This is a genomic window from Flavobacterium daejeonense DSM 17708 (assembly GCF_000425425.1).
Classification (GTDB): Bacteria; Bacteroidota; Bacteroidia; order Flavobacteriales; family Flavobacteriaceae; genus Flavobacterium; species Flavobacterium daejeonense.
The window spans coordinates 1-26,712 of sequence record NZ_AUDK01000001.1; the positions used below are offsets into that span (position 1 = coordinate 1).

The following is a 26,712-nucleotide window of genomic DNA, read 5'->3' on the forward strand; positions in this document are numbered from 1 at the left end:
TAAGTTTGCGATGGGGTTTTTGACTTTTTCTGCAAGTAAAACAAGTAGTCCTGTACTTGTTCGGGATCTAATTCTGTGGGGATTTTGCCAAAATAGAGCGAAATAGCCGCCACGTGGCGAGAGTAATTATTAAAGGTACTCTCACTTCTACCCAAAACAGAGACGGTGCGTTCAAAACGTTGCAACAATTCCTCAAATCCGGGAACTTCTCGCTTGGCTTGCTGCAGAATTTTATTCTCTCTTAATTCATCTGGATGCTTTTTTTGTAGCCATACTTTACGATTTTTAATTATCTTCGTAAGGTACTAAATCTCAATAAGTGCTACCGAAGGTTTAGTTCAACAAGGTATTGCGAAATTTGGGCGGAAGTGATTAATGGAAGGATCTTTTTGTATATTTGGCTAAGTCCTAAATGGAAAGGTTCGGGGCAATATAAACCCAAACTTCGCAAAGCCGGCGGGACGTTATGCCCAAGCGTAAAAAGACAGTGCAACCTTGAGTGACGACTAAAAAACGGAAACTTTTACACCCTGACAATTTAAGCGGACTGACTTAAAAGCGTTCTTTAACAAATTGACACGGTAAGACAAACCGACCCGAATGTTTTTAAAATTTTTCCCACCGCACATTTTAAAAAATAATTTTAGCAGCCGCACATTGGCACATTTGCAAAACCGCACCAGCCGACCCACAACCCAAGTTTTGCAAAAGAGCCAATTTTTCCTACCCGCCTAACAATAATGATCTGTTAAAAACTTTGGAGTCTATTTAGATGGTTTTCCATGATAACTTTCGTATTTTTGACAAAATCATTCAAAATAGAATTGTTCAAAATGGACAGCTTAGGCGAAACGATAAGAAAACTGAGGGAAGACAAGGAATTGCCACTTCGGACAGTTGCGGCATTCCTTGATATAGACCAAGCAATATTAAGTAAAATTGAAAGAGGACAACGCAATGCAAGCCGTGAACAGATTGTAAAACTTGCCCAATTTTTCAAGGTCAAAGAAAATGATTTACTTGTTTCTTGGCTGTCTGACAAGTTGGTATATGAGGTGGCAGACGAAGATGTGGCATTGAAAGCCTTGCATGAAGCAGAAGAAAAGGTAAAATACATTATGGCAAAAAGAAAGTAATGGATGAATTAAATGAAATAGTAGAAGTTGAACAGCAAGTGGAAACACTTGAAACGGAAGTGAAGAAATTCGCTGATGGACTTCCCTATTGGGCAAAATATCTTGCTGAAAAGATTTTGTCTGGAAATGCTATTTCGGATAACGATATTGACAGTTCATATTCATTTTTGCTCGAAGAACTAAAACTCAATGAGGAAACAGAAAAACCTGAAATTGAAATTAACTACAATTCGGCAAATGCAGGAAATTACAAACCTGATTTACTTTTAACCAAGCTTGAAAATGTCGAAGGTGTAAACGCCTTGACAGAAAACCAAACTATTGATTTTAGCTCTAACCTCACAATAGTTTATGGTGCAAATGGTTCGGGCAAGTCCGGCTATGCAAGGTTGCTAAAAAAGGTATTCTATTCAAAAGCACCCGAAGATATTTTACAAAACGTTCATCTTGAAAGTGGACACAAACCTGTAAATGCAAAATTTACATTTAAATCCAACAATACGGATATTCCTTTATTATACTCACAAAAAGATAATGCCGAGTTTGAGCAGTTTGCTGTTTTTGACGGCAAAGGATTGTTTAAACAACTTGCTGAAAAAAATGAATTTGAGTTTAGACCAGCAGGACTAAGCTTTTTTGCTGAATATACCAATGCGGTTATTCGTGTTGAACAAAAACTAAATTCTGACATTTCAACTAAAAATTCAGGAAATACAGCAGATGACCTTTCCGCTTTGTTTGATGGAGAATCAGAAATTAAAACCATTGTTCAGAACATAAATGCTCAAACAAACATTGACAACCTGAAAAAACACACTCCTTTTTCTGATGAGGATAAAGCTGAAAAAGAAAAAATTCAGAAACAATATGATGAGCTTCTTTTAGCTTCAAAAGGAAGAGAGAAAGAACTAAAGAACCTTGAAGCAATCAAAAAGCAATTAGGTGAAAATAAAACTTCAATCGAAACCCTAAATAAATATTTTGAAAGAAACTATCTGACAAAAGTCAAAGATGCAATTACAGACTGCATCACAAAAGCGGCAGCAGCCAAAGCCGAAGGAATTGAAAACTTTAAAACCGATAAAATTGAAGGAATTGGAACAGAAGAATGGAAAAATTTTATTGTAGCAGCCGAAGCGTTTGCCAAAAAACAGAAATCTGAAAATGAAGTCTATCCCGAAAATGGTGACAACTGCATACTTTGTCAGCAACCGCTTTCAGAAGATGCCGAAAAACTGATTGCCAATTATTGGCAATTTATAAAGAGTGTAGCCGAAGAAAATGCAAAAAAGTCACAAGAATCACTCGAAAAAGTAAAGCAAACGTTTGAGAAACTAAACTTTGACTTGTTTCCGCAAGACAACACACTTACAGTTTGGCTGACCGAAAAATACCCTAATGAGTTAGAAGCGTTAGGGAAAAAACTTTCTGAACAGAAAATACTTGCTCAAAACATTGTTTCCGACATTCAAAGCAAAACAGCAAACGAAAGAGCGGAAATAAAAAACAGTACGGCATACCACACCACTATTGAAACGGCTATTGACAAATCCATCAAGATTATTAGGGAAGATGAGCAAGCAAAGCAGTTGGCTAAATTGTTGAAAGCAAAAACACTTTTGGAACACAAGGAGAAATTCAATACCCATTTCTCAAAGTTTGAAACCTACTTCAATAATCAGGTTTGGCTTAAAAAAGCAGCGAAAGCCAGTTTTGCAAAGCGTAAAATTACAGACACCGAAAAAGCTTTATCAGATAAATATTTCAACCAAAAATACATTGATGTCTTTAATGAGGAGTGCCAAAAACTTAACGGTAATTTTGGAATTGATATCAATCACACAGGTTCAGCAGGTAAATCATATAGGCAACTGAAATTAAAGGGAAGAAATCCAAATGCTGTTTTAAGCGAAGGCGAACAAAAGGTAATTGCCATTGCCGATTTTCTTGCAGAAATGCAATTATCGGAAGTAAACAAAGGAATTATTTTTGACGACCCAGTTACTTCTTTGGACGACAGACGAAAAAGTGAAATTGCTAAACGCCTTGTAAACGAAACAACACAAAAACAGGTAATTATTTTTACTCATGATTTAGTTTTCGTCTCATCGTTAATTAACCATTGTAAAGAGGCAAATATTTCTAATGATTGTCATTGGATTGAAAATGTTGGAGGAAGCCAACCAGGTAAAATATGGTTGAAAAATACGCCTTCCTTCGAAAAAGATTACAAAACATCAGGCAAAGCACAAGGATATTATGAAGAGGCTAAAAAAGTTGGACCTGAACTTAGGGAAGATAAAATAAAAAATGGCTTTGCTGCTTTACGAACAAGCTACGAAACTCAGGTTGTTTTTGGGCTTTTCAAAGGAGTAGTTCAACGCTTTGAAGAAAGGGTCAGTGTTGACAGCCTCAAAAGCGTGTTCTTCACAACTGAAATAAGAGATGAATTGCTCGACAGCTTTTATCAATGTTGTCGATATATGGAGGGGCACTCTCATAGTGATAAGTATGCGTATAAGAAACCCGAAATAGAAAATCTAAACGAAGAGATTCAACGGTTTAATGCAGTTAAAAAGAAAATTTCCGAATTAAAAGAAACAAAATAAATGCTATTTGAAGAATACTCATATTTCGATTATCAATTTCCTGAACCACAGTATTTGGGTGCTAAACATACCCACTTGGCATGGATTCAAAAATTTATTCCAAAAGACATTAACTCGGCTCTTGACGCTTTTTCAGGTTCCCAATCTGTTGCTTTCCTGTTTAAACAAAATGGATTTCAAACCATTACAAATGATTTCCTGAATTTCAATAACCAAATAGGTTTAGCATTAATTGAAAATGCAAAAGAAAAGATTACCCAAGAAGATTTAGAAGTTCTCTTTAAAACAGCAAAAAACAAAGAAGATTATCAGCTAATTGAATCTGTATTCACAGGTGTATTTTTTGAAAAAGAGGAAGCTGAATTTTTAGATAATTTCCGAGCCAACATTCCCTTATTGAATAATCCTTACAAAGAGGCTTTAGTCTATTCAATCATTAACAGGAGTATGACAAGGAAAATTACAATGGGGCATTTTGGTCATACACAGGCTTTAAAATATGCAAGCGACCCTGAACGAATTAAACGTAACAGAAGCTTGATAAGACCAGTTAAAGAAATTTTTGAAGATTTACTTCCCAAATACAATAATGCCGTATTTGATAATAAACAGGAAAATCAAAGTTTCAATGAAAACATTCTTGACTTATTGCCAAAACTCGACAATGTTGATTTAGCTTACTTTGACCCTCCTTATTGTGACAGCCATGCAGATTATCAAAGTTTCTATCACTTGTTGGAGACATATACGGAATACTGGGAAGACAAGCAATTTATAAATGGAATTAAACGCTACGAACCACAGCGTTTTAGCGGTTTTGACAAAAAGCGGGATGTTGTTGACTCCTTTGAAAAACTGTTTGAGTATTCGCAGGAAATTCCACATTGGTTAATCAGCTATAATGACCGTAGTTATCCAAGCGTTGAAGAACTAACCAAAATCATCTCAAAATATAAGGATGTAGAAGTTAAGGCAAAAGCATACCGAAATGGTAGAGGTGGAAAGGGAAGTGTAGCCGGAAGTCATGAAGTATTGTTTGTCTGCAAACCGAAAAAGAAACACGTTATCAATAAAAATCAAGAAGTACAAAAAATACATGAAGGACTTTAACTACTGGAAAAAATTACACGAAAGCGAAAAACTTGAAGAGTTTAGTTCAAACAGCGAAGGATTACTTTGGTTAAAAACGAAATCAATTGTTCGAAAAGAATTGATTTCAGAATTTGTTGAGAAAAACAGCATTAGTCTCAAGGAAACCGCTTTAGCAAAACAATTCATAGAGTTGTTCGGTATTCTTTGTAAAGATATTTCCCATTCACATAAACTTCTCGATTCGTACATTGAGAAAAAGAACAAGGCACAGGTAGCTGAACTTAATACCGACCAACTCGTCTCGGAATTATACAAGCTAAAAAACTTTGATTGGGGTGGTGATTATCAAAATTCATTGGATAAGTATTTAGTGAGTCGCTACGTGAAAGTACATAAGTCCTATGATACGCTTCTTTCAAAGTTTGAAAGTGAAATTCACGTTGCCGTTCAAGGATATGTACTGAACAGTTGGTACAACCATTGGAGCAGTATTTTGATTGAACACATTTTCAAATCACATAAAGCTGTCTTGCCTACTGTGGGACAAATCAAAAGTGTTGATTTCTTCATTAACAATGTTCCCTTTGACCTCAAAGTGACTTATTTGCCTGCCGAATACATCAAATTCAAACGGAAAGAAAAAGGTCTCCCTGTTGAATTGACATACCTAAAAAGCAAGGCTAAAGAGGCTAATATTACGTTTGACAAAACAGCTAAACCTGCAAACATCCAATATGAAATTGTAGAAAAAATGAAAGACAGAAATGATGAATTCTGTAATTCCGTATTAGCTACGCTCAAGAAAGAAAAAACCGATATTTTAAAGGAAGTTCAAATTAATCCTAAAATATTAGCCAAATGGCTCTATGAAAATCAAGGTGAAATGCGTTTTGGCTCAGAAAATAGACTGTTTCTTGTTTTAGTTGATACAGATGATTTTGGTAATTCATGGAAACTAAAGCGAAACCTTGACTTATTGAAGCCGACAATAATGAAATATCTGGATAATTTCAAGAACAAAAAGACAGAGGATTTGAAAGTTTCATTTGGTTATAAAGGAAAGCCACAAACATTTACCGCATTAACCGACATCATTTTTGTTGTAAAATAGCCAATGCACAGGTGTAAGCACATACCACAGCCCCCAAAGCCGACCCAAAAGCCAAAGCTGTGGTAAGAGCTTCCTCCTCTCCCGCCCGAGAAAAATTATTTTTTAAAATCTCCTACCCTTCTAAAAATTTTAAAAACGCCAACACACAACCCGACAGAAAAACATTCGGACAGTTGGTTGTAAAGCTCAATATTAAGAAGGGTTGCGAGACACGGACGAAAGAACGCCAGGGCATAACATTGTGTATAAGCAATAGCGGGTTTAATGCTAAATCAGAAGTTGGTGCATTTAATAAACTTAGTCGCAGCGGACAAGTAATTGCCTTGAAATCCGCTACTGCTCATACACTAGACCGTTACCACAGCATGTCAGGAGACTTCGCTCAACATCAATAATTACAGCTTTGGAAAAATTCTTTCTTTTGGATTAAAAAAATATTTTACTGACAACCAATCGATTATAAAAAACAACTCAATTTTATTCGTGATAGTTGGCTTTGCGGTTAGTTATTTTGCCAAATAAGGCTATATTTGCGACCACAAAGCCTTAAACTACGGGCGTAGTTCAAGGGTAGAATAGCGGTCTCCAAAACCGTTGATGGGGGTTCGAATCCCTCCGCCCGTGCCAAAATAACAAAGCCGCTAGAAAAATTTTCTGCGGCTTTATTTTTTTCAAAAATATTCATTTAAGGAAATACCTTCTTCAAAAATCCATCGATGTATTGAATTGTAGGACTAAACCAAGGTTCGAATAAGCAAAAGGAATGCGGGGAATTTTCAAATTCATGTACTTCGGAATAGATACCGTTTTCGGTTAAAACTTTTCTAAAATCATCTCTTCCTGCATGCATTCTAGCCACAGAGCTATTGATAAAAACAAAAGGCGGCGTTTGGGCGCTCACATAACTCAATGGCGAAGCGGCTTCCCAAAGTTTGGGTTGCTCTTTTTTGGAATATCCAAACCAATAGGTTCCTGCCGAAATATTTTTAGAATCATCGCCCTCTCCTCCTTCCGGATGCACAAAAGACAAGGTTCCGTCAATATCTACAACTGCATTCACCTGTGATTGTGAATCCGAATTCGTCACCACCCCTTCAAACAATGGCATATTTCCTGTTGTTCCCATAAAAGCAGCCATTTCGCCACCGGCAGAAAATCCAAGTGCTACAATTCTGTTTGGATCAACATTGTATTTGGCTGCATTTTCCCGTAGCCAACGAATAACAGCTTTTACATCATAAATGGCAGCAGGAAAAAGCGCTTCAGTTGACAATCGGTATTCCGGCGTGAAACACACATAACCCAGACTAGCCAGTTTTTGCGCCATCGGATAATGCTGTGTGCGGTTTCCGGAACGCCAGCCCCCGCCGTGAATAATGATAATTGCCGTTTGCTTTTCTTTTTTTTGCTTATTGCTAAAAACATCCAAAAGCATCTTGCGCTTTCCGTAAGTGGCATAAACCACATTTTTTTTCTCAACCACCAAATCAGAATGTACTTCAGGTACCAATGTACAATTGGGAAAATATTTCAATGTTTTTTGGAAAGCACTATAATTGGCATAAGAAGTATCTCTTACATAAGTAATTCCTTTTAAATATTGAGCATTAAGACTTTGAACAGCAAAAATCCCAATACCTAAATACACCAACCGAAAACTTTTTTTGAAGTGTTGCAAACCTTTTAGTTTCATCTTTTTTGTTATTTAATTTCAAAATTGAATAAAAAAATATTCCTGAAAATACTATCACTTTTCTGTAATTGTATTTTCAGGAATATAAAAGTAATTATTTTCGGGGTTATTTCAACTCGAAAGCACCAATATCCGGTAGGGTTCCCAAATAAGGAATTCCGTCAATCACCACTCCTTTGTCAATCAAATCGCTGGTAGTTTTCAATTTCATAAAAGTCACGTCAGGCAAACTTCCATCTGCTTTTCGAGCCTGAATTAACTGGCTAATATCGGTGTTCTCAAAATCGGCAGCATCCGTTACCAATCCATTTTGCCAACCATTATTGGTCACATCCAAAACATCCGCTTTTACACTTCCGTAAGCACCAATTGCACAGGAATTTTTAAGCGTTAATTTAGCTAAAGGATTTGTTGAACTAAAATTATAGTTGTTTCCATTACTGTAAGCCGAACAATTGTATATTTCTACATTTCCGCGATTACTGTTGTGATCAAAACCATCGGCTACGTTTCCGGCTGCCATACAGTTTTTGTAAATTCCGTTGTGTTTTAACAATTTATCATCACTCCCTCCGGTTTTAAAACCATTACCGTCACCGGCTCCTTTTGTTCCGTCTTTCAAATAACCATTTTTAATCGACCAGCAATTGGTATAAGTGGTAGTCACATTGTCGGCTCCTCTTAAATAACCGTCCCAGCCGTCATCCAAATTTTGCCAGGCACGACAACCGATAAAATTATTTCCGGTTCCCACATTTAATTTACAGGCAAATCCATCGGCATTTTCCAAAGAAGAATCGGCATTAAAATAGGAATCACAGTTTAAAATGGTGTTATTAGACGCTCCGTTATCCAATTGCAAACCGGAATCCGAACATTCCGAAAAAGAACAGAATTCAATCGTATTATTGCTTCCTTTTATTTGCATGCCATTATCTCCGGCATTGTAAATATCAATTCCTTTGATATTCCAATAACTTCCGGAAAGAACGATTCCCTGATTAGAAGAACTTTCAGGCATGGCAGAAAAATCTAATTTGGCTCGGGCTCCGTCTAACTGACCCAGAATTTTTATTTCATTTCCGGCACTTCCGGAAGCACTTAGTGTTATTCTGGCATTCATGGTATAAGTTCCTCCGTTGAGGAAAATGCTTTCTCCCGCTTTTACTTTGGACAAAGCAGTCAGCAATTCTGCCGAAGTAGCAACCGTATAGGTATAAACGGGTTCTGTAACAAAAGAAGAAATCACAATTGTTTTGGTTGCTTTCACCGTATTTTTGTCCGAAGCCGTTGCCGTGATGGTTACCGTTCCGTTTTTAAGAGCTGTTACCAAACCTGTTGACGAAACCGTAGCAACACTGTTATCCGATGAACTCCAAACCAGCGTTTTAGAAGTTGCCTCAGCCGGTAATACCGTTGCCGAAAGTTGTGTAGTTGTTCCGGAAGTAATGTCTGTTCCGCTAATCGCCACAGAAGAGACATACACCAGATTATTATTCTCGTTATTACTGTTGTTTTCATTAGCCGTTGCCTCATCTTTTGAGCAGGCAAAAAGTGTCAGCAGAAACACTATTTTCAAAATATTTTTCATGATTATTTTCATTATTTCCATAGCTGACTTTTCTCAAAACGCTAAAAGTTATATTCGCTTTTGAAAAGTCATAAACTAAAGAGGCATGCTGACGCATACCTCTCCGCAGATTATTCTCTATTTGTTATTTAATCCAACGAGGATCACCTATCAGATTATCTTTTAAGGTTTGATTACTAATGGTGAAATCGCCTGATGCAGCATTAGTAAATCCAGGATCCAGTGTTGTCAAACTAGTTGACGAATCATATTTGGTATTAGTTGTAATAAGCCCATCAGCTCCAAAATAATTGTTATTTTGGAATGTTGGAGATGAAGTTGCTGCCTGATTTGAATAAATGGCAATTGTATTTGCAAAAATTGAATTCTTAACCGTTGACGCATTAGAAACAAAACGAATATAAAGAATCCTTTTTCCTGCTACACCAGAAGAAACATTGTAAAGTGTACAGCCATCAATTAACACATTAGTAGTTAATCCTGTACCGGAAAAGCCCGAAGCAGCATCAACACGAACAAAATCACGACCTATGGAACAGCTATTAAATGTGGAATTTTTAAGATTGATTGCACCTACATAAACTGTTCTAAAATCAATAAAATCAGCACCTGCTGTAATATTTACATTCTTAACAATACTATTTTCTACTGTAAAAGAATTCAACTTTGAACCTGCAACAGAACCATAAATCAATGAACGGTCAAAATCATGTACTTCACAACCGCTTATTAATACATCGCCATAAGTAGTATTGGCATCACCCAAAGTAATCGCATAAGCATCTGCCATAACTATTCCCTGAGAATCTTTACCAGCAATATTCAAATCAATTAATGATAAATTTGCCAAACCAGAAGCTAATTTAAACTTAACATGCAAAAGAGGTTTATCATAAGGATACAATCCTCTGATTGTAATTGATTTATTAATAATAATTTCACCAGAGTAAACGGTATAATCTCCCGGAGCTAAATACAAAGCATCTCCAGCTGTGGCTTCTTGGATTTTTGCATTCAAATCATCAGTAGGCTGGATTAAAATACCATTCCCAATATCAACTAAAGTGGTAAAATTCAATTCTCCTCTTTTTTTGGTATTGTTGAACAATTCTGCTTTATAACTTGTCTCGCCGGTTAAGCCTGTAATAACAGCAACACCTGCTGTTTTTTCATCGGCAGTGATTACATGTTCAATATTACCCGGACTAAGAACTATCTTAGTTACATTAGCATTAGCAAGCCATCTTAAAGTCACTTGTTTTGCCTGAACATCGCCATCCAGACTGGCCAAAAATATTTGCTCAGAAAGTGTGGTTGCAGTAGCCACAGACCATTTTGAATCTTCTAATCCTCTGGCGCTAACTGCTTTTACTCTAATCGAATATTTGGTTTCTCCCTCTAATGCTACGGTTACCGGTAATTCTGTTGCCTGAACATTAACCGTTTTATCAATTGTTGCAAAAGTTTCATCATCGGCACTAAACTCCACCACATAATGATCTACATCCTCACGAGTAGTCCAATTTAGCTCCACATTTGTTTGGTTTCTAACAGTTGCCTTTAGATCTATTGGAGAAAAAGCTCTGTCAACTAACAATTCGTCAATCAAATCGACATTATAACTGTCACAACTGCTTACGGACAACACCAAAAGAAGTGAAACCAGCAGTCCTTTTACTATATATTTTATTTTGTTCATAATTTCGTCCATTTAATTAATTGTCTCCGTAACCATAATCGTTAACTAATTTTCCATTACTAGCGGTAATGAAAACCTGCCATATCGGCCAGAACTGTCTGTCATCCGGATTAACGCCTTCTTTGAATAAATTAATCACCTTTGGTTTTGCCGTCTCATCATCAAACTTGGTCCAATTGAAATTGGAATAAGCGACTCCCGGATTAGTAGTTTCTCCTCTGTTTAACCCATAAATATCTAAGGTAATACCATCCTCTTTATATTTATAATACAAAGTGGTTGGCACATCGGCATATTCGCCTACACGGTTTTTAAAATTGGTCATTTTTTCTTTAGCCTGCTCCAAATTAGTTTTCAATAAATTCCAACGAATCAAAGCCTGTTTACGTTCCATTTCTCCGGTAAACTCAAATTTATGTTCATTTACAATTGCGTTGAACATGGCTTCTTTAGTAGTTAAAGCATTTACATAAGCATCAACTTTTACAGCCTGTACATCCGAGGCAAAAGCTCTTCTTCGAATTTCTTTCAGATAAGGAGCTGCTGCAGCAGGTCCTTCTAATTCATTAGCAGCTTCGGCAGCTATCAAAAGCACTTCGGCATAACGCATATAAATTTTATTCACCCCGTCATCATTCGTAGAAGTTACTCTTCTGGTCATCCATTCGTAACGGAATTTTCCAAAATACCAGGTATCCGATTTTACTAATTCCTGTTTGGCTATTTCATTAACTGGTGTTCCCCACTTATAAGGTACGCAGGTTACATCTCTGCGGCTATCGGCCTGATCATAATCATAAAAAACTGTTGGAAGCGGTCCTGCTGAACCTCCTCTGGCACCTTGCGCCTGAAATTGATCTACTCCGGAATGTTTAACAGCAAAAGTAAACAGCATACGACCACGACCAGAAGAGAATGGAATTTCCCAAAGTGATTCTCCACCCGCTGTTACTACCTCAGCATTATATTTTTTCCATAAAGTTTCAAAAGAAGATTCTAAATGCGCCGTACCACTACTGATAACACTTCTACATTCGTCTAAAGCTAACTGATACATTTTAGCAACGGATAAATCCGGATCTGTACTTCTGCGAACCGCATCAGGATATCTTTGAAAACCACTGGCTGCCATCGCTAAACGGGCACGAAATGCTTTAACAAATGCTTTATTCACTTGTTCTACCGAAACTGTTCTTGAGGTTTCATTTGGCCAAGGCACTAAAGTGGCTGCTTCTTCTAAATCTGCAAGCAGTTGTTTATATACCACATCACGATTGGACTTTGCCAAATATAAAGTTTCTGAACTAATCGGTTCAAAACGAGCTACCACATCTCCAAAAGCCTTTAATAAATCGGCATAATAAATCGCTCTTAAAGTTAATGATTCTCCTAAGAGATATCCCATTTCCGTTCCTGGCTGAGGATTCCCATAAGTACGCAATCCTCTGATACAAATATTGGCTCTTTCAATTCCTGAATACATAATCCCCCAAGTACTTAAGGCGTTTACATTCCCTTGAGAATCGATATTCATAATGGTATTGGTTGGTGTTGCAGCATAATTACTTAACTCGGATCCGGCATCACCAGCTCCTAAATTAAGATTCCATTCTACATCTGTATTTAATCCATAATATGGTAAAAAGCGTCCTCTGTAAGAGTTCGTTTGTCCAAACTGATCTTTTATTCCATCAACTGCCCCCTTTGCTAAAGTAGCATCCGAAAATATTACGGATTCTTCTAGGGTTGATGTTGTTTTAGTATCTAAAAAATCAGAACTCAATTCCTGACAGGAACTGAATAGTCCAGCGATTACTAATCCTGTAATTATAATATGTTTTTTCATTTTGAAATTCTCTTTAATTAAAAATTAAGGTTTAATCCTAAAGTTAATTGTCTGCTGCGAGGAAAAGCAGAATAATCTACTCCTGGCGTAAGCGGTGTTTTTCTTCTTGTAGAAACCTCAGGATCTGACCCAGAATATTTTGTAAGAACAAAAACATTCGTCCCTGTTGCATAAAATCGTAGTTTAGAAATTCCAGTTTTGGCAATTAACTTTTCCGGAATTGTATATCCTAGCGTTAGATTGTTTAAACGTATAAAAGAAGCATCTTCAACAGCCCAATCGCTAAATACAAAATTCTTCATATAAGGTGACCACATGGTAGTATTAGCATTTAATGCTTCTAACTCAGCAGGATCTGTAACAAGTGTCCCTGTTACAGGATCCAGATTTGTCCATCTTTTTCCATCCGCCATTATTGTCGATAGATTTCGGTATTGGCCATTGTCATTAGAAGTATTAAATTCTACCTTATCGGCATTGTAGGCATCATTTCCAACACTAAAGTTGAAAGCTGCCGATAAATCAAAACCATAAGCATTTGCGTTGATAGTCAAACCACCGTTATACTTTGGTAATGCACTACCAATGGTTGTTCTGTCGCTAGCTGTTATTTTATCGTCAGTTGAACCGTCTATGTTTTTTAACTTCATCATACCAGGACGTACAGTTCCAACAATGGCTGTAGCATCGGCAACACCTTCTCTCAAAGTATATTTACCGGTAACTACATCATAATTAAAATCAGAAACCTCATAACGACCATCATTTACATATCCATTCATCAAGCCCAGTGAGTTATGTAAATAGTTTACAAAATCATCTGCTATCTGAGTAGATGCCCAACCTGTATTTGCCGTATATTTTGACAAAGAACCTAATGAAGTAATTTCATTTTTATTGATTCCAATATTAAAATTAAAACTCAATCCATAATCTTTGTTTTCTAAAGCAACCAAATTTAAAGATGCTTCGAGACCTTTATTTTGAGTAGATCCAAAATTCACAAATTGAGATCCATATCCTGAACCAGGAACTGGAAGTTCTAATAATAAATCTTTTGTTTTATTGTTATACGCTTCAATAGACCCAGATATTCTTCCTCTAAACAAGTCAAAATCAAGACCAATATTTTGAGTAACCGTTGTTTCCCATTTCAGGTCAGGATTTATCAAAGTATTAGATGCTGCCCAATAACTCGAAACATTATTTACATAAGTAGTAATTCTTGGTTGGAATATTACAGCAGTTTGCCCTGAAGGAATGTTATTATTACCCGCTTCACCATAACTCACTCTTACTTTCAAGGCATTAATCCAGGAAACATCTTTTAAAAATTGCTCCTCATTAATTTTCCAGGCTACAGCTGCCGAAGGAAAATATCCCCATTGGTTATTCCCTAAAAATTTACTGGAACCATCCATTCTATAAGTAGCTGTAAACAAATAACGATCTAGTATATCATAGTTAGCTCGAGCAAAAAACGACAATAACTTATCATCCGGGCTGTAATAGTTTTCAACTGATAATGGATGCCCTTGAGTAGTTAAATTTCTTGCATTGTTAAAATCAAAAGTTTTTGGAAAACCCTGAATTTCACTAGTTACTTCATTAGTACGTGACACAATCATCTCTTCTCCCAAAAGCAATTTTAAACCTTGGTTTTCACCAATTAGATTTTTAAAATCATAATTTAAAGTGTTGGCATTTCTAAAACGTACATTTTTCCTGTCGCTCATTACTAAAGCAGCTAAACCTTGATATTCTGCCGCTGGACGGTTTGAAGAGTAATAAGTAGAACGACCGTAAAAACGATAATCCTGATAGTTATAATTATCCAATCCTAAATCAGATTTTAATTGGAAATTTTTAAAGGTTTTCCATGCAAAACTTCCTAACATGTTAAAATTCTTTCTCTGTTGTAAACGTTGATTATCAGCTACGGCTACAAAAGGATTTACAAGATAACTGGAGATTGCTTCGTCTGTATTATCCGTAGTCAAACCCGGTAATGGAATTGGTGAATACCCCACACTATGACGTAAGCGGGCATCAGCAGCGGATATTTCATTTTGCTCATTAGCTCCACCACCATTAATTTGTGTGTCTGAATAGCGAAATGTATAGTTTAGATCCACTTTATCACCAGCTTTAGCTTTCAATGCTAAGGAGATATTATTTCTATTGTAATTAGAACCTACCATTATGGTTTTTTCATCATAATGGGCATAGTTAAAGTTGAAATTAACTTTATCTGAACCACCACGGATTCCTAAATCTCGGCTCTGTACTTCTCCGGTGCGACCGTAAATTTGTTTTTGCCAGTTGTTTCCTTTTAAACCAATGTACTGATCGTAATCCTGCCAGGAACCAAAATATTTTTCATAAGAACTTACATCATTTTTAGCTAATAAAGCATATTCATACTGCCATTTCACATAATCCTCGGGATTTAAAACATCAATAGTTTTGGCTATGTTTTTAACACCATAAAACGTGTTAAAACTAGCTGATATTTTTCCGTCTTTTCCAGATTTAGTAGTTATAATAATAACTCCGTTAGCGCCACGGGAACCATAAATGGCAGTTGAAGAAGCATCTTTTAAGACAGTAATTGTTTCGATATCAGAAGGAGAAATATCACCTATCCCGTTTACAGGAAATCCATCTACAATTACTAATGGTGAAGCATCCTGTGTTAAAGATCCACCTCCACGTACTCTAATTTTTACATCTGAATCAGGAGAACCTTCAGCGGTTGCCACTTGTACCCCAGCCAAACGTCCCGTTAAAGTTTCGGCCACATTTGAAATAGGCTGTTTTCTTAACTCTTCTCCTGAAATAGTAACGACTGAACCCGTTAAATCTTTCTTTTTAGCTGTACCATAACCAATTACAACCACTTCATTCAATTTAGCGCTTTCATCTTTCAAAACAACATTCATTATTTTACTGTTTCCAACAACCTTAGTAATGGTTTCATAACCGATAAATGAAAACACTAATTCACTACTTGAACTACTTACCTTTATAGAATATTTCCCGTCAAAATCAGTCTGAACTCCATTTTTGGTTCCTTTTTCTATAATATTTACACCCGGCACAGGCATATTACTGGCATCAGTAACAACACCGGAAATCTGAATTCCCTGCTCGGCCACTTTTTTAACCTCAGCGGCGGTTTCAGTACTGGAAATTCCTTTGGACTTTGTCAAAATAATTTGTCGGTCATTAACATTATAAGAAACATTAGTTCCTTTAAACATTAAATTCAAAATATTCGTGATATTTTGTTTTTCAACACTTAAACTCAGTTTTCTGTTCAAATCAATTTGATTGCTTTCAAAAAGGAATCGGTATTCAGAAACCGTTTCGATTTTATTGAAAACCTGTTCCACTGTTGCCTCCTTAAAATTTAAGGAAAGTTTGGTATTTTGAGAATAACTACTTGCTTGGATTCTAACCAAAGACAAAATCAATAACAAGGTGGTCAATTTCATTTTTAGGCTAATTTTAGGCAAATACGGACAGAGTCCACTGCCGTTAGTGTTTTTTTTCATATTTTTGATTCGTTTTTAAATGATTAGATTCGATACGTCGTTTGAAACACATTACTAAATCGGGAAATACTGGTACTATTTTCCGATTTTTTTTATGTCTTTCTTTTAAATAAAAAAATCACATATTCATTTCATAAATTATTTATTTTAAGTTAGTTAAAAGGTTATTTAGTTTATTTTTATTTCATTGCCTTTTCTTTGATAAGAGAATTGTTGAATCTTACTCATTGCATCTAAAACCTCATCAATGGTTTCGATATTCTTATTAAAGCTGGCATTGAATTTCTTATCCAAAAGAGCCTGATTATTACTTTCAATAGTCACATTGTAGCTGCGCTCTAATTTTGTAACCATTTCTTTGAATGTGGCTTTTCTGAAAACAATTTCTCCTGTCATCCATTCGGTATAAATTCGGGTATCTACTTTTTCAACCGCAATAGCCTGCTTTCCGGCACTCCAGCTTCCTTTTTCACCCGGAACTAAAAATGTTTTTTGCTTTGGATTAGCTTCATTTGACAAACTAACAGAACCTTCCACCAAAACAGTATTGATTTCGACATCTTCTTTATAGGAACTCACATTAAATTTGGTTCCCAAAACCCTAACATCAATTCCTCTGGTTTTTACAACAAACGGATGTTTTTTGTCTTTAGTTACTTCAAAAAAAGCTTCCCCTTCCAATGTCACTTCTCTGTTGTGCCCTTTGACAAACTGCACCGGAAATTTCAACGAAGATCCGGCATTCATATGCACTATAGTTCCGTCAGAAAGCGCAATATGAAAGGTTTTACCGTAAGGAATTTTAATTTCATTGTACACCAATTTATCCATTGATTTATCCGAACGATAACTGATTTCATTTTCCTTTTGAGAAGCAACAACTTCCCCGTTTTTCTTAATGATTTGCTTGTCGCCATTAGGGCTCAACACCTCAATATCTCCGTTTTCCAAAACCAATTGAATGGCATCACTTGGAATTTCAACCTTAGTTTCTTTTTTATTTTGAAATTGAAAAACAGCAACAACACTCAACAATGCCACAAAAACGGCGGCATATTGAAGCAATGTTTTCCAATTAATCACAATAGGTTGCTTCTTAAGATGGATTCGCTCTTTGAATTCTTCCCAATTTTGTTCTTCATCAATAGACTCCACAAAAGACAAAGCCTCCTGAAGTCGGTTATTTGCCTCCAATTCCTTAATCAATTCCTGCTCTTCCGGAGACAGCAATTTAAACTTGGAAGGATCAACACTTCCGTTGCTTACAATTTCCTGTAATATATTTATCAAATGAGCGCTCGATTTCATATTTGTAGTTATATTTAATTATATGTTCTGTAAAAAGGATTTCAGGGTGACAACATTGTTACTTTTTTTAGTTTTTTTTTACCAATAACAAAAAAAATCAGATTATTTATTTTATTATTAGTGATTAACAAAATCTTTTAAATCCTAAAAAGCCAACAACTTAGAAAACAAAACAACCACTCTTATAACAAAAAAAGCCTGAATTTCTTCAGGCTTTTTCAACTCAAAATTTTATTTAAACACTAAATTAGTTTACCGCAAACTTCACAATTTGCGAAAAAGAACTACTATTTGCATCAGAAGATTTTACTCTCCAATAATAGACTCCGGCACTTACATTGACACTTGCCTGTGTTGCGCTAATATTGGTCAATTCGGCAGCAGGAGTTTGCATTCCGTCCACTTTATCAATGTACACCGTATATTTCAGGCTGTCTCCGTCGGTATCGGCTCCGGCCCATTTCAAAACTATTTTACCATCAACAGCAGTAACTGTTTTATCCTGAATTGGAGCAATTAAACTAGCCGGAAAAGGTGCGTAATTAGCAACACTTTCTCCTGCCGAAGCATAAAACTGCCAAACAGGACTCTCATAGTTTATCTTTTTGGTCACCTTATTTCTTGAAGAAACTTTCCAGGAAAAAGGCACTTTTTTATCTAAAACAATTTTATAAGACGTTGTTTTAATATCATTTTGAATAAGCACCACCTTGTTTGTATTCAAATTGGTTACCGTAAGCACATAACTTTCATTTTCGCTTATTGGCTCCCAATTCAAAGTCACCTCACATTTAGAAGATGAGGTCGAGACACCTTCACAGGTGGAAGCATCCAAAGGGCTTGCCAGATAAAGCTCTCCCACTACAGGAGCGCTGTTTTCATTATCATCATTTTTATCATTACTGCAGGCAGTATTCAGAATCACCAATGAAAGCACAAAATAAATTAATGATTTTCTCATTTTTTTACAATTTTAAATGTTTTACTAATTGTTTTCCCTTCTAATTCCACCAGATACACTCCGGAAACATAGGCCGATAAATCAACACCTACATTTCTGTTAGCAGCAACGGATTTTTCCATATCAAATATTCTATTTCCTGCCATGTCAAAAACGCGAACCCTAACCTGAGCATCATTACCAGCCAAATATATTTCAACCGGACCGCTAGTTGGATTTGGAAAATACTGAATATCTTCTGAAAGAAAAACAGTTTCATTGTACATTCCCTGACATACTAAATCAGTACTTACAGCAATTGTATTCAATCCGGAGGTCAACTTAGCACTATACTCGGATGCCGAAACGATTTCTTCTACACCATTGACAGCTACTTTATATGTTGCAGCTCCTTTCAAAGCTAATCTAACCGTGTTAGAATTTTTAGAAACAAATGAACTCACTACAATCTTCTCAGGCTCTTCAATTTTAACCTCAAAGCATTGTGAATACCCTGCTATATCCGACGTTGTAAAACACACATTATACACTCCGGCAGCTAAATTTTCGATAGTTTGTGTATATCCTGCAGTGCTGTTCAAAGTCAGATTCGTCGAATTAATACTCACATTATAATTTAATGTTTGCTCCTTAGAAGAAACCGTAATTGAACCATTTTGCATTCCGTTACAAGTAGCACTGTTTACTTTTACCGTAAAATTATTGGTTGGCAAAGTTGTAATGCTTTCCAAAATTGGGAACGGATCCCAACCGTCAGATCCTTTGGTAAAATTGAATGGTGTAATTTCAGTACCATCAGTTAAAACCGGAGTTGATAAAACTTTAGACCAACTTACACGATTTCCGGAATTATTCACCCCAGAATTTTCAATCGTGCCAAATTCATAAATATTATCAGAAGTTCCGCTTAAGGAATTAGACCAAGCTTCCGGAGAAATCAGCGACAATCCTTCTGAACCAGGATAATTGGAAGTTTCAATTGTTGCTTTATAAACTACAACCTCACTTGTATTAGCCGCCCAAGGACGACCGAAATATCCCGGTTTTGCTCTGTAAGCCGAGGCTGTTTCCACTCCAGGTTCTGCAGAAGTTACTTTGCATTCGTACAATAAATATCCGCGTCCGCTGCTTTGCTGAGGTGCTGTTAAGTAAGAAGCATCTCCTGCAACATCACTCACATTCATTACAAAATCAGTTTTATAAAACACCCCAATCATTCCGCCAAAGATGTAATCCACAGCTCCCATCATTACTCCTTTATAAATGGCAACTCTTGAACCCTGACCTCCATAGAAAGAATCCTGACGACCAACTACTCTACAGTTTTTCAAAATCGTTTTATCAACTCCGTTAGGAATTCCAATTGCAGCCGCTCTTTCTACAAAACTTCTGTTTTGAACCGCAGTATTTCCATAATCTGTTGGTCGTAAACCCTTATTACCTACAGCCCACATCACTACTTTATCCTGAGATTCTTTTTTAGAAATGTATTGGTTGAATGAATTTTCGAAAATGATATTCTCGGCCTCAAAACCATTGGCAGCGATTACCGCCGTTGCATCCCAATAAGAACCATTGGTTGTACCACTCACATTTTCGTAAGCATAACTATTGTTCGCTTTGTTTACCGCCAAAACCTCAGCATTCCATTTGTTATCATTCCCCTGACTGTAATAACTATATCCGTAACCATAGTAAGATGTAATACGCACCGCATTGGCGTCAATATCTACTCCTTTATTTTTTAGGGCGATACTTGGCGTGCTCGATGCATTTTTGAAAGTTACATTTGGACTATTTACCACAATCATTTCCTCGTAGTTCCCCGGATCGATTACTACTGAAACTCTTTGTGATGATGTACGCACCATTCTGGAAATTGCTTTCAAAGCAGCATTAATGGTTTGGTAATCTTTATCAACCCCAACAGTAATTACCGGAGCGTAAGCTACAATTTGCTCTACCGATATTTCTGTAAAATAGGTAGTTCCGTTTACAGCAATTACTACATTTCCTGCTGAAGTTCCTGTATAAACATATTCTGTTTTTTCCAAAAGAGAAGTACTTCCGCTGGTAGTTGTTACCGCATTTCCTCCAGCGACTGAAAAATTAGCGGCATAATAATACGTAACTATCACTTTTTGATTAGGCGACACAGGAACAGAAATGGTTGATCCTGCTGCAGCATTCAAATGTCCTTTGGCAATTTCATTAGCTACCGAACCAGTAAACAGCATCCCTTTATAACTTGTGCTGCCATTTGAAATTACTTTATCATCAAAAGACCAAACCGATACTGGTTTAAAGGTTAACTCTTTGGAAACCGCTGCATTGGCAACCACCAAATTAGAAGTTAAAGCTAATTCTACCGGATATTCATCCAAACCTAAAGCAACAACTGAATAGGTTCCATTTCTTAAACTAATATTGTTAATATCCGTAAAAGTATAGCTTACACCTGTTTCATTGCTATTGGTAAACTTCAATCCTAATTTAGACAATTGTGTTGCATCCAAAGTTGGCGCAGTAATCGTAACCTTGTATTTAGGTTTCAACGTAAAAGCAACATCTGCAGTGGTATTGGTATTAGCCGTAATTGTATTGGCTAAAATTTCATACTCATTAACCCCAGTCGCTGAAATTGTGTAAGGCACTCCCGCTTCTAATTTCACAGAATATTGAGCAGTCGTAGTATTCACCACCGGAGCAGGCACATAAGTACTATTAGCAGCCGGATCCGGAGTATATTTCAGACTTAAATTAGTAATATCCGTTCCTAATCCTGTTACGTTTCCTGTTATAGTATATAATGTAATTTTGGCTACAGCAATATCATTCGTTGTTGCATCGGCAGTTACTGCAAAGGTATCTCCGCTGGTAATCAAATAGCCATTTGCATTTCCAATGCTTAAGGTGTAAGTATAATCAGCCGGAACTATCACGCTATATTTCCCATTAGAAACTGTCGCACTCCAGGTTTTAGCTGCTGCATTAGTCAATTCAACGGTATAACCAGCAGGAATATCCGCTGCTTTAGTTACATCGACAGCACCAGAAACAGTTACATAAGTTGCCGGTTTTCTTAATATCCGATAATAACTTGGCTTATTTACCGGATCAAATATTTTATAAAGCCCGGTTTTTTTAGCCACAAATTTATACTCTGTTGTTGTAGTTGTTGTTCCCACTAAATCCGATTGCACATTGGCGTCAGCTATATATGCAAAGTTCAATTTTCCTGCTGCATCACTATTAGCAAACACGGTTAACTCATCGTCTTCTTTCAGATTAAAACTTAAATAACGTCCTGTTTGAGCAGTTCCGTTTACATAAATTCTTCCGGTAAATCCGGCAGCTGCTCCTGAACCTAAATTGGTATCATATCTGGTGATAGCCGTATTTGAAGTTCTAAGGCGGTCATTAGTTCCACCAACCCATCCTAAATCACCGGCAGTAAACGAAGCTGGTAATACAACTCCTGTGCTTCCTGCTGTAATAGTACCGGAATACCAGGCATTGATAGTATTTACATCTAATTTATTATTATACAAAACTTCGTCAAGTTGTTCTCCTCCAAAATCCCAAACATCGGCTTTGGCTACAGAAACATTATTTGGTATAATCTCAAGTAATGGCAAGTACAAATCAGTCCCTGGAGCCACTAGTTTAAAGTGTAAAGTTCTTGGTCCGCCGATATATGCGAATTCAAAAGTATCTACGCGATCTACAACAACTTTAGTCGCTATTGTTCCTAAATCTCCTGTCGAAATAGCAGTACCTTCCATTTGTAATGAAGAATATTGCGACCCTAGAAATCGAACCGTACAACTTCCGGTTACTGCAATATCAATTTGACCATCGACTTTCATATTAAGACCATAGGTAGCACTATGTAATTTATAGTTTCCTCCACTCAAAGTAACCACATTATCAGCACTTTTTCCGGCAGCAATAATTACCCCATCCCTAAAATCATAGATAACAGAACTTGTAACTGGTGCTGCAGAAACTACCAAATCAGCTGTTATACTTCCTGCAGTATAGCTTGTTGTAGCCACCTGATTAGCTGTTATTGTTGTTGAACCTTCTCCTACAAGTGTAACTGTATTTCCACTGATGGTTGCCACAGCTGTATTACTGCTAGTATAAGTAAAAGCGCCATCACTATTCGACGCAGGTGTTGTCAAAGCAAAAGCAGCGTCTCCTACTGTTTTATTTGGAATAGTAAAATTAGAAAGCGTAGGAGTCGTTAACGGTGCAGTAACCGTTAAAGTTGCTGCAATACTTCCGGCAGCATAGGTTGCTGTTGCCGTCTGATTAGCCGTAATAGTTGTGGTACCTGCTCCCACAATAGTTACGGTATTTCCGCTAACTGTTGCCACAGCAGTATTACTACTGGTATAGGTAAAAACGCCATCACTGTCAGATGTTGGAGCAGTCAATGCAAAAGCTGTATTTCCAACTTCTTTATTGGCTACACTAAAATTAGAAAGTGCCGGAGCTGTTAAAGAAACTGATGATGAAGAAGCTGCTTTTCTTAAAATTCTAAAGAAACTCGTTTTCCCATTTGAATAAATTTTAAATGTACTTGTATTCTTTGCTTTGAAAACCGCTGTAGTAGTCAAATTAGTAAATAAGATGCTCAAGGTTTCTGTTTGAGTTCCAGGATTAACTTCATCTACAAAACTAAGAGTTGCATCAGCGTCTGTTCTGGTGATGATAGTTACTTCATCATCTTTATCCAACGCAATTCTCATAAATCTATTCGTTGGCACTCCAGAAGAAAGTGAAGGCGTACCGTTACAATATACCCTTCCACTATAGCCTGTTACCCCTGCAATATTCTCATCGTAACGTGTAATACTTGTATTTGTAGTTCTTAATCTGTCACTTACATTACCTACCCAAGACAATGCTCCTACGGTAAAAACTGTAGGCATCGTATTAGATGTACTTATAGAACCTGCAACAGTAGTACTTGGATACCAACCGTTGATTGTGGTTACATCTAATTTATTATCATATAAAGATGTATCTAATTGCTCTGCAGCAAAATCCCAAACATCAGTTTTACTTACAGCTGAAGCAGTAACAGTAAACCCTACCGAAATACTTCCTGCTTCATACATTGAAGTAGCAGCCTGATTAGCTGTTATAGTTGTTGTTCCTGTTCCAACAATAGTTACAGTATTACCACTTATAGTTGCCACATTAGTATCACTACTAGTATAACTAAATACTCCATCACTATTAGATGTAGGAGCTGTCAAAGTAAAAGCCGCATCTCCTACTGTTTTATTTGGAACTGTGAAATTAGAAAATGTTGGAGTTGGATTAGAAACAGCTGCTGAATTCACCTCTAATGTAGTAGCAATACTACCTGCCGCATAAGTTGCAGTAGCAACCTGATTTGCTGTTATAGTTGTCGTTCCCTCTCCTACAATGGTTACTGTACTTCCACTAATAGTCGCTACACTTGTATTACTACTAGAATAACTAAATACTCCATCACTATTAGACGTAGGAGCTGTTAAATTAAATGCAGCATCACCAACTGTTTTATTAGCTACAGAAAAATTAGAAAGGTTCGGATTTACTAAAGTTGGTGTATCATAAACTGTTTTAATATAATACAAATTTGTTGTCCCCCCTTTAGTAATTGAATAACTACCCGCAGGAAGCGATGGAATCGTAACAATACCAGCTGATGCAGTATAAGAAGTCGTTGTCACATTATTATCATTACTCAATTTAATAGTTCCTGTAAAAGTATTGTCAAAAACCAAAGTCAAAGTTGAAACTCCTGTTGTCGTATAAGTAATTGACGTAGCAGATTCTATCTTCAAACGAGAAGTCAATGTCAAACCATCATAAGTCTGAGAACCATCGGTAGAGTTCATATTTCCTGTAATAGTATAAAAACTGCTTGTTTTACCCGAAACAGTAAAATTATGAACCTCCCCTCCTGTTGTTGTACCTGGCTGCACAACTGTAATTGTTCCGGAAGCTGTAGCAGGATTCCCCGCTGTCCCTGAAGTGGATATTGAATAGGATATAGTGGCTGTAGGAGTTCCGGAAATCGTAATTGTTTTAGCATTGGAATCTTTCACAAAACTAAGTCCCGAAGCCGGCAACCCTGTAACCGTTGCATCGATGGCGTCTCCTCCCCAAGTAAATACAATGGTTGCAATTGTTGAACCACTCGTCACGGTTTGACTGTTGTTATTTGTTGTTGCTACTAAAGTCTGACTCGAAACAACAGTTTCACCCTGTATTGCTACCAAAGAAGATGTATAATTCGTAATTGCTGTTTTTAACGGCGTATTAACCAAATAAGAAGTATCATCTACACTGTTATTAAACGTCCATTTGAAATCACCTCCACCAACACGACCTGCATACTGCATCACTTTCGTTTTAGCTGTTTCCGGTGAATCCGGAACTAAGGCATTCACATATAATGCCGGATCGGTATCAAAATTATTATAAGCATTAGCTCCTGCATAGGATTTTACCGTAGCCGGAACCTGCTCGCTTCTTGTTGCTCCCACATAAGCATCAAAATCAATTGTCGAACTAATTTTTCCCGAAATATTATACAAAGGATTAGTATCTCCATAAGCCACAAAACGCATACTATTAGTACCAAGATCAGTATCAAAAGTATTATTGAACGCTTTAATTATTCCCCCGTTTTCACCTGAAAAAGTTCCCATATTAGCGGGATCATTGGCTTGTTTAGAGCTACTCCAAACATCCGTTCCCTGCAATGAAATCAGCATTGGATATTTAGCATTTCTATAATAATTCCCCTCAACAAATAACGAAGAACCTTCGGTAGAACCGGCACCATATTTGGCAATTCCATCATAATAATTATTATAAATATGAGCTGAATAAAAACGCACACGCGGATGACGGGAATCAGAATGATCAAACCAGTTATGATGATAGGTTACATACAAACCTGAAGTTGTATTTTCACTTAACCCTAAAAGACTGGCTTTTCCGCAATCCCAAAAGTGATTATACGAAAAAGTACAATACGTCGAGGTTTTATTATCTAAAGCTCCGTCTCCTTTTATCTGATCGGCATCACTACCTGCATTTCCATAAAACAAATCATTATTATGAATCCAGATATGATCATTATCCTGTTGCATCCCAATATCATCACCGGCAGTACTGTTTACATTCATTGTGGAAAGATTTCGCACTTCAATATTCGAAGCCGATTTCAATCTTATCCCCCATCCATTACAAACCGCGTCATTACCAACACCTTCAACGGTAATAGAACCTGCCGCATTATTCTTGTTCTCAATAACCATATCACCACCATCCATTACATCAAAGTCGGTAATATTTCCAATTAAACGAACAATCAAAGGACGCGTATCAACACCTTTTTTAAATCCATATAAAATATTTTGAATCCCCACGCAAGGATTGGTGGTTGCTCCGGTAACATTTAGAGATACTGTATTTTTAGTATTTTCACTAACATATACTATTACCGCATTGGTTTTGGGCGTTCCGTCCATATTATAGGCACCCGGTATTCTTCCGCCCTGAAAAGCAAAACCATTTCGGTCATGAGCTAAAACAGTCAAACTTTGTGTGGTAGCCCCCAATGTTTCTGATCCGCTTATAACCGGTTTAACAGTTATCGTATAAGTTCCTGCTGCCAAACCTAAAACGTCGGCACGAAAATAAGAACCATAACTACGAATTAATTGATTGTCAATTTTTTGGTTAGTCAAACCATTACCACTATAATACACATTATAGCTTTGTGCTCCGGAAACAGTTTGCCATTTCACATAAGCCGATTCTAACCATCCTACAGACTCAGTAATTGTTACCGACTGTGAATACATCTGTAAAGATGCAAACATCATGGTCAGATAAAGTAAAATTCTTTTCATAATTTTTGGTTGGTTTTAAATGATTTAATTTCGATACGTCTTTTGAAACAGATGACTAAATCTGAAAACGCTGGTACTGCTTTCTGATTTTCAAATGTCCCATTGTTTAATTATGGGTTCACTTCATAAATAGTTTATTTTAAATGTTAATAAATTGCTTCGCTTTTAACTCTCTTTTTAA

The 26,712-nt window shown here is 36.6% G+C and carries 14 protein-coding genes and 1 tRNA gene; 6 read left to right on the top strand and 9 right to left on the bottom strand.

Going from position 1 to position 26,712, the window contains the following annotated elements:
• A partial coding sequence (locus H599_RS20465; protein ID WP_316930430.1) for a phage integrase N-terminal SAM-like domain-containing protein occupies positions 1-188 on the bottom strand: 188 nt, incomplete at its 3' end.
• Between the two features lie 645 nt (positions 189-833).
• Between H599_RS20465 and H599_RS0100010 the strand changes: the two genes are divergently transcribed.
• The 6 genes from H599_RS0100010 (at position 834) to H599_RS0100030 (ending at position 6,575) form a co-directional block, all read left to right on the top strand.
• Positions 834-1,136: a helix-turn-helix domain-containing protein gene (locus H599_RS0100010; RefSeq protein WP_026712234.1), complete on the top strand. Its 303-nt coding sequence runs from the start codon at positions 834-836 to the stop codon at positions 1,134-1,136.
• Entirely contained in the window at positions 1,136-3,745 is a 2,610-nt protein-coding gene (locus H599_RS0100015; RefSeq protein WP_026712235.1) for an AAA family ATPase, read from the top strand. The genes H599_RS0100010 and H599_RS0100015 overlap by 1 nt, the downstream gene beginning before the upstream one ends.
• Positions 3,746-4,855, top strand: a complete 1,110-nt coding sequence (locus H599_RS0100020; RefSeq protein WP_026712236.1) for a DNA adenine methylase — start codon at positions 3,746-3,748, stop codon at positions 4,853-4,855.
• Positions 4,842-5,948, top strand: a complete 1,107-nt coding sequence (locus H599_RS0100025) for a hypothetical protein (RefSeq protein ID WP_026712237.1) — start codon at positions 4,842-4,844, stop codon at positions 5,946-5,948. The genes H599_RS0100020 and H599_RS0100025 overlap by 14 nt, the downstream gene beginning before the upstream one ends.
• Before the next feature lie 59 nt (positions 5,949-6,007).
• Complete coding sequence (locus tag H599_RS20675; protein ID WP_155960705.1) at positions 6,008-6,343, top strand: hypothetical protein; 336 nt, start codon at positions 6,008-6,010, stop codon at positions 6,341-6,343.
• A 158-nt stretch (positions 6,344-6,501) separates the two neighbouring features.
• Positions 6,502-6,575 (top strand) — tRNA-Trp (locus H599_RS0100030).
• A 58-nt stretch (positions 6,576-6,633) separates the two neighbouring features.
• Here H599_RS0100030 and H599_RS0100035 read toward each other — a convergent pair.
• From H599_RS0100035 to H599_RS20195, 8 genes are all read right to left on the bottom strand, one after another.
• Complete coding sequence (locus H599_RS0100035; protein WP_081810465.1) at positions 6,634-7,641, bottom strand: alpha/beta hydrolase; 1,008 nt, start codon at positions 7,639-7,641, stop codon at positions 6,634-6,636.
• A gap of 106 nt (positions 7,642-7,747) precedes the next feature.
• Positions 7,748-9,232, bottom strand: coding sequence for a right-handed parallel beta-helix repeat-containing protein (locus H599_RS18925; RefSeq protein ID WP_051590581.1), 1,485 nt, complete (start codon positions 9,230-9,232; stop codon positions 7,748-7,750).
• Between the two features lie 124 nt (positions 9,233-9,356).
• Entirely contained in the window at positions 9,357-10,931 is a 1,575-nt protein-coding gene (locus tag H599_RS0100045) for a DUF5123 domain-containing protein (RefSeq protein WP_026712239.1), read from the bottom strand.
• Between the two features lie 16 nt (positions 10,932-10,947).
• A complete protein-coding gene (locus H599_RS0100050; RefSeq protein ID WP_026712240.1) occupies positions 10,948-12,777 on the bottom strand; it encodes a RagB/SusD family nutrient uptake outer membrane protein in 1,830 nt (609 codons plus the stop codon).
• Between the two features lie 17 nt (positions 12,778-12,794).
• On the bottom strand, positions 12,795-16,334 hold the full coding sequence (locus H599_RS0100055) for a TonB-dependent receptor (RefSeq protein WP_245600468.1): 3,540 nt from the start codon (positions 16,332-16,334) through the stop codon (positions 12,795-12,797).
• A 168-nt stretch (positions 16,335-16,502) separates the two neighbouring features.
• Positions 16,503-17,642, bottom strand: coding sequence for a FecR family protein (locus H599_RS0100060; protein ID WP_026712242.1), 1,140 nt, complete (start codon positions 17,640-17,642; stop codon positions 16,503-16,505).
• Between the two features lie 247 nt (positions 17,643-17,889).
• Positions 17,890-18,603, bottom strand: a complete 714-nt coding sequence (locus H599_RS0100065; protein WP_026712243.1) for a hypothetical protein — start codon at positions 18,601-18,603, stop codon at positions 17,890-17,892.
• On the bottom strand, positions 18,600-26,531 hold the full coding sequence (locus H599_RS20195; protein WP_051590582.1) for a pectate lyase family protein: 7,932 nt from the start codon (positions 26,529-26,531) through the stop codon (positions 18,600-18,602). Before H599_RS20195 ends, H599_RS0100065 begins: the two co-directional genes overlap by 4 nt.
• Positions 26,532-26,712 lie beyond the last annotated feature (181 nt).